This window comes from candidate division KSB1 bacterium (assembly GCA_022562085.1).
Classification (GTDB): Bacteria; Zhuqueibacterota; Zhuqueibacteria; order Oceanimicrobiales; family Oceanimicrobiaceae; genus Oceanimicrobium.
This window is the reverse complement of the sequence record JADFPY010000074.1, coordinates 1-15,159: the sequence shown is the minus strand read 5'-3', so window position 1 is coordinate 15,159 and position 15,159 is coordinate 1. Positions and strand designations below refer to the sequence as shown.

Annotated in this window: 15 protein-coding genes; 7 read left to right on the top strand and 8 right to left on the bottom strand. The window is 45.8% G+C overall.

Annotated features, from left to right (window positions below; translation table 11 throughout):
• Nucleotides 1-378: 378 nt before the first annotated feature.
• Nucleotides 379-1,158: a ubiquinone/menaquinone biosynthesis methyltransferase gene (locus IH879_08820; GenBank protein ID MCH7675041.1), complete on the bottom strand. Its 780-nt coding sequence runs from the start codon at nucleotides 1,156-1,158 to the stop codon at nucleotides 379-381.
• Nucleotides 1,159-1,254: 96 nt separating this feature from the next.
• On the opposite strand from IH879_08820, the gene IH879_08815 reads away from it, so the two are divergent.
• The 7 genes from IH879_08815 (at nucleotide 1,255) to IH879_08785 (ending at nucleotide 5,638) form a co-directional block, all read left to right on the top strand.
• Nucleotides 1,255-1,593, top strand: coding sequence for a hypothetical protein (locus tag IH879_08815; GenBank protein ID MCH7675040.1), 339 nt, complete (start codon nucleotides 1,255-1,257; stop codon nucleotides 1,591-1,593).
• Nucleotides 1,594-1,622: 29 nt separating this feature from the next.
• Nucleotides 1,623-1,838: a hypothetical protein gene (locus IH879_08810; GenBank protein ID MCH7675039.1), complete on the top strand. Its 216-nt coding sequence runs from the start codon at nucleotides 1,623-1,625 to the stop codon at nucleotides 1,836-1,838.
• Nucleotides 1,817-2,383, top strand: coding sequence for a hypothetical protein (locus IH879_08805; protein MCH7675038.1), 567 nt, complete (start codon nucleotides 1,817-1,819; stop codon nucleotides 2,381-2,383). The genes IH879_08810 and IH879_08805 overlap by 22 nt, the downstream gene beginning before the upstream one ends.
• Nucleotides 2,347-2,859 carry a hypothetical protein gene (locus IH879_08800; GenBank protein ID MCH7675037.1) on the top strand — a complete coding sequence of 171 codons (513 nt, stop codon included), beginning with the start codon at nucleotides 2,347-2,349 and terminating at the stop codon, nucleotides 2,857-2,859. Before IH879_08805 ends, IH879_08800 begins: the two co-directional genes overlap by 37 nt.
• A 3-nt stretch (nucleotides 2,860-2,862) precedes the next feature.
• Nucleotides 2,863-3,393, top strand: coding sequence for a DUF420 domain-containing protein (locus IH879_08795; protein ID MCH7675036.1), 531 nt, complete (start codon nucleotides 2,863-2,865; stop codon nucleotides 3,391-3,393).
• A gap of 22 nt (nucleotides 3,394-3,415) precedes the next feature.
• On the top strand, nucleotides 3,416-4,825 hold the full coding sequence (locus IH879_08790) for a M20/M25/M40 family metallo-hydrolase (GenBank protein ID MCH7675035.1): 1,410 nt from the start codon (nucleotides 3,416-3,418) through the stop codon (nucleotides 4,823-4,825).
• Nucleotides 4,826-5,134: 309 nt separating this feature from the next.
• On the top strand, nucleotides 5,135-5,638 hold the full coding sequence (locus IH879_08785) for a hypothetical protein (GenBank protein MCH7675034.1): 504 nt from the start codon (nucleotides 5,135-5,137) through the stop codon (nucleotides 5,636-5,638).
• A gap of 306 nt (nucleotides 5,639-5,944) precedes the next feature.
• On the opposite strand, the gene IH879_08780 is transcribed toward IH879_08785, so the two are convergent.
• From IH879_08780 to IH879_08750, 7 genes are all read right to left on the bottom strand, one after another.
• On the bottom strand, nucleotides 5,945-7,165 hold the full coding sequence (locus IH879_08780; protein ID MCH7675033.1) for a DUF2252 family protein: 1,221 nt from the start codon (nucleotides 7,163-7,165) through the stop codon (nucleotides 5,945-5,947).
• A gap of 16 nt (nucleotides 7,166-7,181) precedes the next feature.
• Nucleotides 7,182-7,871 carry a phosphoribosylanthranilate isomerase gene (locus tag IH879_08775; GenBank protein MCH7675032.1) on the bottom strand — a complete coding sequence of 230 codons (690 nt, stop codon included), beginning with the start codon at nucleotides 7,869-7,871 and terminating at the stop codon, nucleotides 7,182-7,184.
• A gap of 268 nt (nucleotides 7,872-8,139) precedes the next feature.
• Nucleotides 8,140-8,727: a YceI family protein gene (locus IH879_08770; protein ID MCH7675031.1), complete on the bottom strand. Its 588-nt coding sequence runs from the start codon at nucleotides 8,725-8,727 to the stop codon at nucleotides 8,140-8,142.
• A 108-nt stretch (nucleotides 8,728-8,835) separates the two neighbouring features.
• Nucleotides 8,836-11,034 carry an NAD(P)-binding domain-containing protein gene (locus IH879_08765; protein ID MCH7675030.1) on the bottom strand — a complete coding sequence of 733 codons (2,199 nt, stop codon included), beginning with the start codon at nucleotides 11,032-11,034 and terminating at the stop codon, nucleotides 8,836-8,838.
• A 151-nt stretch (nucleotides 11,035-11,185) separates the two neighbouring features.
• Nucleotides 11,186-11,641 carry a DinB family protein gene (locus tag IH879_08760; GenBank protein ID MCH7675029.1) on the bottom strand — a complete coding sequence of 152 codons (456 nt, stop codon included), beginning with the start codon at nucleotides 11,639-11,641 and terminating at the stop codon, nucleotides 11,186-11,188.
• Nucleotides 11,642-11,758: 117 nt separating this feature from the next.
• Nucleotides 11,759-14,134: a serine hydrolase gene (locus tag IH879_08755; protein MCH7675028.1), complete on the bottom strand. Its 2,376-nt coding sequence runs from the start codon at nucleotides 14,132-14,134 to the stop codon at nucleotides 11,759-11,761.
• A gap of 116 nt (nucleotides 14,135-14,250) precedes the next feature.
• A partial coding sequence (locus IH879_08750) for an alkaline phosphatase (GenBank protein ID MCH7675027.1) occupies nucleotides 14,251-15,159 on the bottom strand: 909 nt, incomplete at its 5' end.

The window sequence follows — 15,159 nt, the reverse complement described above, 5'->3', positions numbered from 1 at the left end:
TGAAGCATGCCCTCAACTTGATTGGGGGGCACGTGCCACACGGATTTTTGTTTTAGTTTGTCAAGGGCACCCGCGCGCATTGGTGGTTTCCACCTGCCCATGCAGCAGTTGTGCGGCTTCCAGCTTGGCCTGGCTCAACCAGCCGGACAGAACCTGCTTGCGTTTTCCTTCCAGGCCCAGTTTTTTGTTGGCGGCGACATCGCCCTTCTAATGACCTCGCTGGCATCGGGGTTTATTTGGACTTTTGACTCAGTTTTTTTGTTCGAGCGGTTTGACGGTTACATTTCGGATTTTATGTTTCCCGTCTGCTCCGCCGAAGCCGATTTCCTTGTGCTTAGTATCAAGCTTGTAAGCCCACCGCATACTTCACTGTTTTGGCTATTCAACGATCTTTCCTTCAGATTTAGACTCTATTGGCTTCTGCCCAAAATGAATCGCAATTCCGCCAAATAAAAAGTTTTTCCAGCTCACTCCTGCAAAACCGGCATTCTCTAATCGCTGTTTAAATTCCTCAGGAGAAAGAAAGGTCAGGGTCGTCTCGCATAAATATTGGAACGGCGTTGATTTGCCGGCGGTTAATTTGCCAATCAACGGCATAATGGTTTTCATGTGCACTCTGAATCCTGCTCTTAAGATCGAATTTTGCGGCTGACTCAGTTCCAGTATTGCGAAACGGGCGCCGGGTTTTAAGATTCGGTGCATTTCGCTTAAAACCTCGTCGAGAAAATGAAAGACATTGCGCATGGCAAAACCGCTGACGATGCCGTCAAATGAGTTGTCTTTAAAGGGAAGACGAGCCGCTGAACCCAGCTCAAAATTAATTTTTGAGAGCTGACTGTTTTCATCCCTTAATTTGGCTTTTGCCTGAATCAGCATATTAAAGGCAATGTCAAAAACATGCACCTGCTGAGCACCTGCTTTCAGTGCCGAACGGGCCAAATCGCCGGTACCGGCAGCTAAATCCAAAACACTGCCCCTTTTGCAGTCATCCAGCAGTTCAATTGTTTTGCGCCGCCAGGTTTCATCCCGAAAAAAACTCACCCAACGGTTGAAGCGGTCGTAATTAGGCGCGAGATTATCGAAAAGCTCCGTGACATATTTCTGACGCTGTTTTATGTCAACATCAGATTCTTTGAGATTAGCAAATTTCGGCTGCATCTATGAGATTAAGTTTGAAAAATTAATTTTATTTAGTATCTTTATCAAGATACGGCGCTTTCTTCAAAAATTCAACTTTAAAGGTGGGTGACTCAATTGACAATAGCAGAATTAGTTTCCCGATTTCCCGAAATTCCTAAAGAGCTCCACGATGAGTCCATCCTTGCTGAATATGCCGCAGCGTTTGGTGATTTACTGGGTGTGGCTCAGGATCCGAGTGCTTGTTCCGCTCAATATTCAGCGGCTAACCATTATTATCTCAGACTCATCGGGCCAATGAAGATTTATATGTACGGTCTTTCCAGCAAGGAAAAAGTTCTGGGCCAGCTAAAAGAGTTTCTCGACGAGTACGCCAAGAATCCTGACGGGTTTGCTGCCGGCCTTTTACCGGACGACACAGCAGAAAACGAGGTAAAGGGTCCCGGGTGTAGTTGATATTTAGTTGATCAAATTATGGCCTTGAAATGAACCTGAAAAAACAACCAAATCATAAAAAGTATATTCAAATTCTGCGCAGGATGACGCCTGAAGAACGATTGCTGAAAGCATTTGAATTGTCAGAGTTTAGCAAACAGCTTTTCATCCACGGGTTGCGTAAGCGGTTCCCTGACCTCGACGAGAGGGAATTCAAAAAGTTACTTTTGGAACGCCTTGACAAATGTCACAACAGGAATTATTAAAAAGGGTAGTTAAAGTTTTAGAAGAAGCCGGTATCGATTATATGATTACCGGTTCAATCGCTTCAAGTTTTTATGGAGAACCTCGATCTACTCATGATATTGATATTGTAGTAGTGATTGAGAAATCTAAAGCTAAACAGTTAATCAAAGCGTTTCCCTCCCCGGATTATTACTTGACTGAAGAAAGTATTTTTGAAGCAATTGAATTTAAAAACATGTTTAATTTACTGGAGGCGGAACATGGAGGTAAAGTTGATTTTTGGATCTTGAAGGAAGAACCTTTTGATCGTTCCCGTTTTTCCCGAAGGAATATTGAAGAAATAAACGAATTAAAGATTCAAGTTTCGAGCGCGGAAGACACGATTTTAGCAAAATTGAATTGGGCCGAGCTCTCAGGGGGCAGTGAAAAACAGTTTGGAGATGCGTTAAGAGTTTATGAAGTTCAATATCAAAAATTGGATTCCGATTATCTCGAATCCTGGGTGAAAAAATTAAACCTTGAGAAGATATGGAAACGTCTAACCAAAGAAGCCGAAGTAATCTAAAATTTATATCCCTTTTTTTAGTTCTATTCTTATTTGCTAATTTTAGCAGATTAAGTGCACAGCAGGCTCAGGTCGCGACCGATCTGAAAAGTTTCGATTGGCTGATCGGTACCTGGAAAAGAGAAACCAGCCGTGGAATAACGGTCGAAAAATGGACTAAAGTAAGCGATCTTACTTTAGAAGGCGAGAGTTTTACAATTCAAAACGGCGATACGACGTTTGCTGAATATCTCAGGTTGCTGCAATTCGGCAAGGAAATTTTCTACACCCCAAAGGTTGCCCATAATAAATACCCCGTGCCATTCAAACTTATAAAAGTAGATGAAAACGGATTTACATTTGAACATTCCGAGCACGATTTTCCGCAAAGAATTATTTACAAGCAGAAAAAAGACGGTTCTTTGCACGCCCGGATTGAAGGAACGCGGAATGGAAAAGAATCCTGGGTCGATTTCTATTTTAGAAAAGTCGAATAGTCCATGCTTTCACTCAGCAATAAAAATTTCTACCTGGTAAATGCCGTCGTCACTACTTTTGCACTTTCATTCTTAGTTTGGCTGATTTATTTCCGGCAGAGCGGCAGCGAGGCTAATCTGGCCGCGTCAAAATTACCCGCGCTCAATGCGGCTTTAAATGCCACCAGCGCAATTATTTTGCTGATTGGCTTTTGGGCGATTAAAAACAGGCGGGAGTTTCTGCATAAAAATCTCATGATTAGCGCTTTTTGCGTTTCCACCATGTTTCTGATCAGTTATATTTATTATCACAGCCTGCAGGGCGATACAAAATTCTTGGGGGAAGGTTTGATTCGCCCGGTTTACTTTTGTATTCTCATTTCCCACATCGTTTTGTCGATGGTCGTCTTTCCTATGATTCTTTCGACTATTTATTTTGGCATCACCGACAACAGAAAAACCCATCGAAAAATCGCCAAATTTACTTTCCCCATTTGGTTGTATGTTTCAGTTACCGGAGTGATTATCTTCTTTTTACTCAGACAGTATTCTTAAATTAAAATGTGCCGAGGTACCCATGCAACGAATTCTTCCAATTTCATTGTTTATTTTCCCTTTGTTCTTGTTTGATTCGCTTGATGCTCAGAATAATGACCCATCTGCTGCAAAACCCTATCTAAGAGTAGCTAAACAAATTATCGAAACTGCACTTTCTGATGGTCAAGCGTATGAAATGCTGGAAGAATTAACCCTTGATATCGGGCCGAGACTCAGCGGTTCACCCGAAGCGGCCGCGGCGGTTGCCTGGGGCCGCCAAACCATGCTAAAATTAGGATTTGATAATGTTCATCTTCAGGAGGTTATGGTGCCGCACTGGGTGCGTGGATCGGTTGAAACCGCCCGAGTGATTAATTCCCAAACAATTGGCACCGAGGAGCTGACAGTTTGCGCTCTTGGCGGCAGCGTTGGTACACCGGAACTTGGAATTGTTGCAGAAGTAGTCGAGGTGCAAAGTTTAGAGGAAGTGCAATCTCTTGGAAAAGCGGTCAGGGGCAAGATTATATTTTACAATCGTCCCATGAATCCGAGGTTGGTGAATACATTTGCGGCATACGGAGGCGCAGTTAATCAACGCTCACGAGGCGCTATCGAAGCGGCAAAGGCCGGCGCGGTCGCTGTTTTGGTGCGCTCCATGACCACGCGGCTTGACAAGGTGCCGCATACCGGCGCGATGCGGTATGCGGAAAATGTCGCCAAAATTCCCGCCGCAGCGATCAGCACAGTTGACGCAGATTTTTTAAGTAAGTTGATTAAACAAGATGGTAAAGTTGAGGTCAATTTGAGACTAAGCTGTCGAACTTTTCCGGATGTACCGTCTGCGAATGTCGTCGGCGAAATCAGGGGCTCTGAAATTCCTGAAGAAGTCATTGTACTCGGCGGCCATTTGGACAGTTGGGATAAAGGGCATGGCGCTCATGATGATGGCGCCGGCTGCGTACAGTCAATCGAAGCGCTGCGTTTGATTAAATCATTAAATCTTAAGCCAAAACGAACCCTTCGTGCCGTATTATTTATGAATGAGGAGAACGGCGCTCGCGGTGGCAAAGCTTATGCAGAACATGTAGAAAAACATGGGCCCAAACATATCGCCGCTATCGAAAGCGATAGCGGCGGATTTACGCCCGGAGGTTTTTCTGTGAAGGCAGACAGCGGTATAGTCGAGAGTTTTTCTGACTGGGAGTATCTCTTTCAACCCATGGCCGCGGATAAAATCATCTCGGGTTTCGGTGGCGTTGACATTAATCCACTTGCTGAAAAGTTTGGCATCCCAACCATCGGACTTCTGGTTGAGTCGCATCGCTATTTTGATTACCATCATTCGGATAATGATACATTTGATAAAGTAAATGAACGCGAGCTTGAATTAGGCGCTGCCGCCATGGCGATTCTGGCTTATGTCATGGCAATGGAAGGCGTTCCTGATTAAAAGCCCATCCTGGATGCTTGATACTTGATACTAGATGGAGTTAATGTGAGCATCCAGCATCCAGCATCCAGCATCCAGCATCGAGCATCCAGCATCATAATAGAACCATCGCAAAGCGTCGATATTTCAAATCTTTGCCCAAAAAGCAAAGAATTCACTTAAGTACCTCATTAAGTTACACTTCATTCTTTGTTCGCTCAAATTTTCTTCAAAGCGACCTAAGTGTAGATATTTAAGAGTGTTCAAATTAAATCAGAATCAGCGGGGGATTGATTGCGAGTATTAATTACGAAATGAAGGAGACAGAATATGAGATCACTTGAACGCCCCGGAAAGTATTTCCTGCTGACACTGGCTTTGGTTATATTTGCCTCGCTGAATTCCGGATATGCCCAGGAAGAAATGACCCGCAAGTTTGGGTTAACCGGCTCGGTGCAGGGAGGGCAAACGACTATCCTGGTTCCTCTCTGGCTGGGTGACAGGTTAACCGTGGCCCCGGGGTTCAACTTAATATGGGTTGACGGCGTTACGACAAATATTGGGTTGCAGGTTACCCCTAGAATTTACCTTGATATGAACCGGATTGCTCCTTACATCACCGGAACAGTTGGTGTTCGTTTAAATATGCCCAATGCAGGCAGCGACACCACCGATTTGATGCTCGCATTAGGTTTGGGCGGTGAATATTTTATAAATCCTAAATTTAGCTTTGGTGTGGAGGCTTTGCTAAATGGGTTTATCACCGATATCTCAGGTGCGGACATTTTGTCAATAACCACAGGCACTGCGGTTCATGCTAACATATATTTCTAATCTGGCTTGGTTAGTTTCTACTAGAAGACTCAAACAGCTTGCAGACTTTCTTTTTCCTAAGCTTCTGCATATTGATGGACCAAACTTTAGGGCCGCTTCGGCCCCCTCCCTTTGTAGGGTGGATATGGAAGAAAGAGGGTCGGGGGTCCTACGCGGGCTTCGGGCGCCTCCTTCCCGACTTCATTATTATAAATAAATTGCAGGAAAGTCGGGAAGGGGGTCGCCCTCCGCAACCTGTAGTAGCAGAACTCGCCAGAGTTCTCGGCCTACCGAACCCGAAGTGTGGCCACTTTTGCTACTAACATCCTAATTACTATTGACTTTCTCTTTAAACAGCTTCCATGCTTCAACGGTTTGGTCTGCAAGTTCACGACATGCTTCTTTAATTTTTGTGTCATACTTTTTGAGAAACAGAACTTGCTCACGACGAACTTGAATGTCGAAAGGCGCCGCAATTTGTTTAGGGTGCCCTTGACCAAGCTGCACACCCACGTCATAAGCGATTTCCGCAAGTTGTTCAGGGCTTTCAAAAGATTCTTCAACACTCATTTCCTTATAATTATCCACCCAGGAATGCACCCAGAAAGCCCTGCCACGAAAGCGCAGGTATCCAAGGAAATCGTAAGGTTGATATGCAATTCGCGCCTGGCCACGGAGAATCCTGAACGGATCTGATTTCTGTGTGATGGCAATGCAGTTGATTCCGCTCAGGTCGCGCACTTCTTTTACTTCAAGAACTACATCATCGATGGGATTTTCGGTGTGGCCGCGAATCCGGACCAGATATTTTATATCCAGGGCGCTGCCGATTCCCATTCGTAAATAGCCGGCATTTTGAATTGTGAAAAATTCCTTTTTAAAGCGCGGTTTTTGAATGAGCATCGATTCCACATAAGGTTGCATCGCTTCATCCAAGTCGTTCGCTTCCTTTTCCGGCATGGGTTCCATTATCGAATCGATCCATTCAAAATGCTTGGTTCGGTCAAATGTGAATTTTGCCTGCATTACCTGCACCAAAACTGGTTCCGGTGCTTCCGTATCCGGTTTGTCCAGGGCCGCGCGATAACCGGATAGAAACTTTTCCAGCAATTCGTTTGCTTTATTGGGCCAGCCATTTGCCCGGCAGGTTAGATGAAGTGAGGTTCCGAAACGGGCCAAATCAAGGACGCCCGGCCCGGTTGTGGCATGATCGAAATCCGTCAACCCGCGGCCAATTTCGGTGACTGCATATTGCTCAATGTGCGCATCTCCGTGGAGATTAAACGAAGGTGTGCCCGGAAGCTCATCCTGAAAAAGCCGGCAGATTTCTTTACTAAAGGGAATATTGATGAAACGAAAGTACCAGTGGGGACCAGCCAAAATGCGTTTGAGAAGCTTGGGATTTTCAGAAAAATCCTGGGCGGCCGGATCGACGTAGAGTGGATTATTGTGGTTATCGTTGTTGGATTGGGCTGTGGCGATCCCAATGAGTATTAAGAGCCAGAACGATCCTGTAATGAAAAACTTGGAGTATGTAAATTTGGGCATATTCAGAATGTTCTCCTTAAATTTCTGCTGAGACCAGCTTTTCAGCCCATTTAATTTGGGTAAATAATGTTTCCAGTTTGCCATCGTCGAGTCTGCCGTCCGTTCGAACGCCGCTGCAGATATCAAGGCCAAAAGGTCCTACCTGCTGTATGGCCTCTGCTACATTATCCGCAGTTAGGCCGCCTGCCAGATAAACCGGGACGTCCAGACGTTCGCGAATTGTTCTGCTAATCTTCCAGTTGTGTGTCCGGCCGGTGCCGCCAAGTTCCTTTACCGATTTTTTTGGGTTTCCGGAGTCCAGCAAAATTGCATCGACATGCGGGGCGCAAGTTTCCGCCTCCTCAATGGCCTTTTTACCGGTGACATGAATGACCTGCACCAGCGAAACCCCGGGCATCGCCTCCTTTAAATCTTGATAACTGCCTTTCTCCAGCCGGTCAACAAGTTGCAGAGTATTGACCCCACAGCGCCGCTGCTGCTCGATAATAGCTGCCGTGTCCTGTTTACTGGTCAGCAGAACCGTCAGGATTCCGGGCGGCACATCGGCGGCGATCTCGGCAATCAGCTCTTCTGCAATAACACCCGGACCACTGGGCATTTCGGAAACCAGGCCGATGGCATAAGCTCCGTTTGCAATTGCCATGCGAGCTTCTACCCGGCTGCCGATGCAGCAGATCTTGACTTTGGGTTTGGTGGCTTTGTGCATGATGAACAGTTAGATTTCCTCGTCCCTACTAGGGAGTTTCACTAATTTAGTGTCTTTTTGATTTATCTATTCTCCTCGATATAGAATATCATACAGAAGCCGAACCGCAAAGTCAAGTAGAATTTGCGAGGGTTTAAGAATGAGAAAGCAGCGTATTTATTGAGTCCTGCCTTTTGGCAAGGAGGGTATGAGAGTCACTCCGGACTTAGAAGTGACTCCCATTAATTTTTACTTTTATTGGACGCGAAGATTTGAGCAACAAACTCGGCTACTGACTCGGTAAATGACGGAGGATTTCAATGGCGTTTGCATTTTGCGGATTTTTCTCAATTGCCATGCGGAAAATTTCTGCAGCTTTCTTGAGTTCATTCGCTTCAGCGTAAGCCTCACCGAGTGAGTCATAAATATTGGCATTTTCGGAAAAGTTAGACAGGTTGTGTTCAAATACAGCGATTGCATCTTTCACCCTGCCCTCTTTTAGTAGCATATAACCAGCGGTGTTAAGGGCGTTGGCGTTTATTTCTGTTTCAGTAGACGATTTCATTTTGTCAAATTCCGCCAGTCCCGCTGCAACACCCGATTCAGAGATCGTTTTGTAAATTTTCCCTTGAGGACGTTCTTCATTGCGGACCCAATTACGGAAGTTGCCTTCATTAATGCGTTTGCCCAGGAAGGTTAACTCGATTTCAATTTCATCTGCTACAGCGCTGCCCCATCTTTCGCCTTTAATTCCAAAATCCTGGCGATTAACCTTAGTCGTGCCGGTCAAAACAACTTGACTGTCGCCGCGGGTATCTTCTAATACACCCGAGTTTTCATGAAGTTTGAGAGCCACTTTTTTCGTGATGCCACGCATGGTAAGTTTAGCTTGAGTTTGAACGATATGTTTATCTCGCTCTGATCGCTTTATGCAATGGTTGTAAAACTTCTACGAGTTGAGTTTTAAAAGAAATTGAAATAGGGTCTAAGCAGCGACTTTTATATACTCCTTATCAACCACATCCCCATTCACCCTAACCCCACCGTTCTGAAAAGAGAGCACATCCATCGGGCAGACCGTGATGCAGATACCACACTGAATGCAAGAAGTATTTTTGTTTGAAAAATTCTCCTGGTTTTTGGCAAAGCTCATGACGTCGATGCCGACTTCACAGTAGCGCGAGCACTCGCCGCAAATGATGCACTTTTCGTTGCTGTCAATCCTTAAACTGCCGAATTTCTTGCTCCAGAATTCCATCCACTTTGCCAGGGGGCACCAGTAACGGCACCAGACTTTGCCGCCGAAAAACGGGTAAAGGGTGACGGGAATCACGCCGACCAGCCAGAAGTCTGCGATGTAGCCGTACCAGTAGCGCGACTTTTCACCAGCTTGTGACAGAAATCCAAACCAGTGATTGATGTCGTTATGATAGATTTTGCCGAACAGCATGTTGCCGCAAACTAAAATCGTGGCCACAAACGCCCAGATCAAAATCGCTTTATTCATCCATTCCCAGGATTTGGCGCGCCGCCCTTTGGGCATTTTGTGCCGCCAGCGATCGCCCACGGTTTCCGCCAGACCGCCGCAGCCGCAAATCCAGGTGCAATAGCGTTTGCCGTGCTTAACGGAAAGAATTGGGATAATCACAAAGGCGGTCATCAGTCCCCAAATGATGTAAAACAGACTGATGTCGTAAAAAAACTGGTGGAATTGCAGCGGCCAAATGTATTCGAGACCATAAGCTTTCCAGGAATAGTCCGGACTACCCAGAATTAAATTTGGACCTGATTTGTGATGAATATACCACATGATAAATTCCGGAACCAGGAAACCGAGGGTCCACTGGGTGCCGATGAGGGTGAGATATCTTTTCTTCTGGTAGCTGTCTTTGAAATTGATTCCCCAACGAACGTATGCCTTAAAACCGAAATAGGTCATAAATAGAGTGTAAAGGCCGGCGTACCAGAAGCCGGGCGAGATGTTTTTTGCAAATCCGAAAATATTCCAGTTAAAAGTCAGATAATCTTTCCAATTGAGCGGGTTGCCAGCCGGATCGGTAAACAAATTTTGGTTGAACGGCCACCAGGGCGCTTTGATTGCGTAAACCGAATAGAAGACAGCAAACATCGCGGCAAGGTACAAAACCCGTTTGATGTCCCAGCTGCCGTCTAATTTGATGCCGACCTTGTTGAAGAATTTAATCGGCAGCTCGGCGCCGATCATTTCAAAAACCTGGTCGTTCTTGATTTCGGTGACTTGTTTATCTTTTTCGAGTTTGACCGAATCTTTGCCGATTTCTTTTAAATGCGTATCTAAATGCAGCGTCAGCTTTTCCTGTCTTTCCAATTCCCGAAGTTTGTCCACGTTGCGCTTTTTAGGAAAAATCAGGTCTTCGTCAATGGTGACCATGGTGACGTTGTTATGCGGAGCTAAGGCAATTGCTGCTTCCGCCGCCACATCTCCGCCGCCGTAAATCAGAATATTTTTTCCATCATACTCGTCCGGGTCGGCTAAAAAGTGAGCGATTTTTTCGGCATACTCTTTTTCCCCGGGAACGCCTGCTTTGCGGGGATTGCCCGCTTTGCCAATGGCGAGAAAAACATATTTCGCTTTGTAAACTCCTTTGGAAGTGGTCACCACAAATAGATCCGTGAGCTTTTTAATATCGCTAACCGACTCGTGGCTGTTTATTTTAAGCCCGCGTTCCCTGATTTGTTTTTCCCAAATTTCCAGGAATTCTTCCTTTGAGGACTCTTCACACCACATGGACGACTCAAGGGGAACATCAAGCGGCTCCATAAAAAGCGGCTTGCCTTTGGTAAATGAGCGGATTAAATTCGCTGGCTTGCCTTGCTCGATAACAATGTAATTAAGCCCCAGCTCCTGTGCCCGGTTGGCCGCCCCAATTCCGGAAGTTCCTGCGCCAACGATCAGAACGTCATAAACATCAGCCGGTAAATTCAAAGATGGTTTGTTCTCAAAAAGCCGGTTGGTCAAGTTGTTGCCCTGGTTTAAGCCTAATTTGATCAGGGGTATTCCGCTGACTTCGCCGATAATGTATAAGCCGGGAATGTTGCTTTCATTTTTTTCATTTACTTGCGGAAGTTTAACGATGGCAGGATCGAACTTCTTATCAAATAGTTTTCCTAAAGATTGCTTTGTTATTTCGATGAGAGAAACCATGAACGACTCAAATTGTAACTTTTATTAAGAAATATGGATTATTACTATGGTGTTAACTGCACCACAGAACAGAATATTCCAATGGTACAAACAAGTAAGAGCATTAAATTATTTAAACCTTCCAGGTTTTGAAAGCCCGGAGGGTTTGGTTTTAAAATTTCTTCAACAGTGCAATCTGACCGGCATGATACAGGTCGTGCTGAATCACTCCGTGAATCATAAAATAATTTGAATAATTTTCTCCAGCTGCGGGCTTGTCCAGGCCGGAATCGTCAAGTTTTGAAACAGCTTCGGCAAGTTTTTCATGTGAAGCTTCGAGTTCCTTTAAAATGTTTTCCCAGGCCGCTTCGCTGGTATCGGTGACTTCGGGCCAGTCTTCTTCGGGAGTCGGTTCGAACGCTTCACCGGCGAGTCTTCGCCTTGGTGTGTCTTTCCAGACTTTGATATGAAGCACAAGCTCCCAGATACTGTGCGCATTTTGAATCGGCCTGGCCGCAGCTTGTTCAGCAGTCACATCAGCCAAAAGCCGCATCAGAGACGGCCCGTGCCATGCATCGCCGCGGAAATTGACGTTGAGTTGGTCTAAATTTTTTTCAATAGTATTCATTGATTAAGGTTTCCTTTTTTGATTATGCATACAATTCAGAAGAAGAATACGGTTCTGCGATGATTAGCACTAACGAGTGGTTGGCCCGCAAATAAGCCGGAATTTTAGATTGATTCATTATTTGGATGTCTCCGTCAATATCTCCTCAAACCGGCTGTTCATAATCGGATACTTTTTCGCATCTTTATAATTAAAATGCCACCACTCCCAATCGTAAACCTGGAATCCCTGCTCTTCCATTGCATCGCGAAGCAGCTCCCGGTACCAACGCTGCCGCGAAGTCCCGCCCGGATAATCCGGATAAGCTCGTGCAGAAAATTCATCGTAGCCGCTGACCATTTGAATCGGCTCTCCATTATCAAGATCATACAGCGTTAAGTCTACCGCGGCCCCGCGGTTGTGAACCGAGCCGTGTTCTGGATTAGCAACGAAATGTTTCAAATCTTGAGGTGTGGCGTCCCAGAACATCTTGGTAACATACCAGGGTCGGTAGGCGTCGTGAATCAACAACCCGTAGCCTTTTTCTTTTAAAGCCAGATGGGCTCGGACTAATGCCTCTGCAGCCAGATGTTGCATGAATGCTTTTGGTTGTTGGTAGAAAACGGCGCTCATGAAGTTGTTGGTCGTGGCATATCGAATGTCTAACTTGATGCTTGGATCTAAAGTTGTTACCTCAACCAGATCAGGTTCCAGCAAATCACCCTTCTGTTTCGGTGGGAGTGCCGCAAGTGCAGCCTCGCGTAATTCATCTACCGGTTTCAAGGGTTGAATCCGGAAGGTCTCGCCTTCAGTAATTCCTATGGCCCTCCGTTTGAAAACCACTTCCGCTGCGTTTACTGCGGTTGCCTGGCCAGTTGAGTTTCTTTTGAACACGAGTTTTTCGCCGTGATAAAGCCCAAAGTCCGGAAAGGCAAAAATATTTTCGGAAATTTCGCTTAAAGGATAAAGAAAAAACCACTCGATAAGCGCATGCAAATGACCCTCTTTCTCCAGAATGTAGAGCGTGTTGTAGTCCCAGCCATATTCACCGATTAAGCCCAGCCACTTTTCCGGGGTCGGATCCGGCAGGAAGTCCTTCCGGCGGGTAAAAGTTTTACCTTCCACAAGTAATTGATTGTTTGCAACGGGCACCACCTTTGTGCCATAAGACAGGCGATCATCCGAAATCAGAGTATCGCCGAGGGCTTTGAGTTGTGCGCGAAAGCTGCCGTTCCATAAATGTAATTTGCCATTGCGCTCGATGAGCTCAATGGTATTTTCACCGCTTTTATAGTTGCCATCGAGTTGGCGGGCGAGGGTTGAATCAACCTCCCCAGTTAACTGCATTTCAGGAATCGCGTCTCCGTTCTTTGCCGCCAGCATCGCTTTCAGAGCATGGTTTGCGATGCGTCTCATAACCGTATTTGCAATATCCATTGATGTAACTGCAACCACACCGATTTTTTGATCCGGCAGGGCATAGAGTTGGGTAGCAAAACCATAAATTGCCCCACCGTGACCAATGCGGCGATGGCCATCTAATTCTGAAATGGAAAATCCAATTCCGAAACCTTGGGTTGCACCCGGCTTGCTGAACTGCGGTGTCCACATTTGCTTAAGCGTTTCCGTTTTTAAAATTTGCTTGCCATCCTTTTTGCCGATGTTAAAAAGCAAACTTGTAAATCGTCCCAAATCCAAAACTGTGGAATACATGCTCCCCGCAGGAGACATACCCATCTCAAATCCTGGGGCTGGAAATTCCTGCCCGTCGTAGGTCCACATTCTGGCTTTTGCCAGGTGTTTAATGATTTTGCCTGCAGGCTCAAAGCTGCTGTTTTTCAGACCCATGGGATCTAAAACCGTATGTTGTAAATATTTTGCGAACGGTTGCCCCTGGGTCTTTTCAAGCACGTATCCAGCTACACCGATGCCGGCATTGGAGTATTTTGTACGGACTTCCGGTTCGTAAACCAATCTTGTATGATTCAGGCTGGCCACGGTTTGCTTTAAAGTCGGTGCCGTATCGTCAAAATAGTTTCCGACCGGCGGCTCACGAACCAAACCCGAGCGGTGAGACATAAGCTGCCTGAGAGTAATTGATTTCCCAAATGGGTTTTCCGGCTTGAAATCGGGTAGGTAATCTGTGATTGGAGCGTCCAGATTGATAAGTCCGCGCTCAACCAATTGCATGATCCCGATGTCAGTAAACAATTTTGAAACAGACCCCACACGGTAAACTGTTGAAGCGGTGGCTGGAATTTTCCTGTCCGGGTCTGCAAAACCAAATCCTTGCGCCCAGACAATTTCCTGATCATCTACAAGCGCAATAGAGACCGCTGGCAGCTCTTTATCTTCCATTTCATGGGTGATGATACGTTCAAGTTCTTTTGCAACTTCGAGGTAATCCGACCTCGGAGTGATCTTTTCAGCAGAAGACTGGCAAGCCAGAAAGAGGAGGAGGAAAATGAAATAGGCCGTATTGTAAAAAGTTTGAAAATAACCTCGGTGTTTCATGAATTACCTCCTGTTTTTGAGCTAAAGAAATCCGCGGTCTAGAAGAGTCCCGTCGTAGGCTCAGACCGAAGAATCGATAGGGGTGTTCAATAGGAATTCTTTGACCGAATGTCCTATTATCTCGGAAATTTTTCTAACTTAAGCAATTCGGCAAAAATCTTCGGAATCTCTGTGTTGTCTTTCATGCCGGTAAATCGAATCGCGTGGGGTCCAAAAGCAAACATCGATACGGGTTGTCCGGTGTGGCCATTTGAGTTCCAAATAAATTCCAGGTGTCCATCCTTATAAGCACCTTTGACAATATTGAAGCCGCCGGTTTCATGATCGGCCATAACCAGAACCAGCGTGTGTTGATCTTTTAGAGCAAACTCAAGCCCGACCTGAACCGCGTTGTCAAACTCCTTTAAATGGTGAATCACATAGTCTTCTCTATTTACGTGGGAGCCGGAATCCGTTGCTTCCTCTTCCACCATTAAAAAGAAACCTTTTTGATTCCGGTTCAGCAGTTCAATAGATTTTTGGGTCAATTCTGCCATTGTTGGCGTATCTTGACCTCTATGGAATTCCTGCGCGACTGGGTCGGGTTCAAGGTTTTCAAACAAACCTAAGAGGTAATTCCCAGAAGCAGTCCGAAGTTTTTCTTTGGTATCTACAAAAACGTAGCCGGCTTCTTTTGCGATCTGGATGGGGTCAATATCATCCTGCCTTTTGCTTCGCGAATCATCTTTATGGTAAAAAAAAGGCCCTTGCCCGATTAACACGTTTACTTTAGATTCGATTAGCTGCAACGCAATTTGAGCTTCATCATTATTCCGGTGAAGAACATGGCTCGCAAAAGCGGCCGGGGTTGCGTCAGTAATGTCCGTACTTGTGACCAGACCGGTGGCGAGACCTGCATCGCGGGCAGCTTCCAAAATCGTTGTCAGCTTTTTGCCGTCCGGGTCGACACTGATCACTTTCTCTTTCGTTTTAACACCCGTGGCCAGCGAGGTGGCGCTCGCCGCTGAATCTGTGATGATATTGTC

What these genes read in the sequence shown, in the direction of transcription:
- IH879_08805 (MCH7675038.1), top strand. Translation starts at nt 1,817, where the DNA reads ATGTCACAACAGGAATTATTAAAAAGGGTAGTTAAAGTTTTAGAAGAA.
- IH879_08755 (MCH7675028.1), bottom strand. Translation starts at nt 14,134, where the DNA reads ATGAAACACCGAGGTTATTTTCAAACTTTTTACAATACGGCCTATTTC.
- IH879_08785 (MCH7675034.1), top strand. Translation starts at nt 5,135, where the DNA reads ATGAGATCACTTGAACGCCCCGGAAAGTATTTCCTGCTGACACTGGCT.
- IH879_08775 (MCH7675032.1), bottom strand. Translation starts at nt 7,871, where the DNA reads ATGCACAAAGCCACCAAACCCAAAGTCAAGATCTGCTGCATCGGCAGC.
- IH879_08795 (MCH7675036.1), top strand. Translation starts at nt 2,863, where the DNA reads ATGCTTTCACTCAGCAATAAAAATTTCTACCTGGTAAATGCCGTCGTC.
- IH879_08790 (MCH7675035.1), top strand. Translation starts at nt 3,416, where the DNA reads ATGCAACGAATTCTTCCAATTTCATTGTTTATTTTCCCTTTGTTCTTG.
- IH879_08765 (MCH7675030.1), bottom strand. Translation starts at nt 11,034, where the DNA reads ATGGTTTCTCTCATCGAAATAACAAAGCAATCTTTAGGAAAACTATTT.
- IH879_08760 (MCH7675029.1), bottom strand. Translation starts at nt 11,641, where the DNA reads ATGAATACTATTGAAAAAAATTTAGACCAACTCAACGTCAATTTCCGC.
- IH879_08820 (MCH7675041.1), bottom strand. Translation starts at nt 1,158, where the DNA reads ATGCAGCCGAAATTTGCTAATCTCAAAGAATCTGATGTTGACATAAAA.
- IH879_08800 (MCH7675037.1), top strand. Translation starts at nt 2,347, where the DNA reads ATGGAAACGTCTAACCAAAGAAGCCGAAGTAATCTAAAATTTATATCC.
- IH879_08810 (MCH7675039.1), top strand. Translation starts at nt 1,623, where the DNA reads ATGAACCTGAAAAAACAACCAAATCATAAAAAGTATATTCAAATTCTG.
- IH879_08780 (MCH7675033.1), bottom strand. Translation starts at nt 7,165, where the DNA reads ATGCCCAAATTTACATACTCCAAGTTTTTCATTACAGGATCGTTCTGG.
- IH879_08770 (MCH7675031.1), bottom strand. Translation starts at nt 8,727, where the DNA reads ATGCGTGGCATCACGAAAAAAGTGGCTCTCAAACTTCATGAAAACTCG.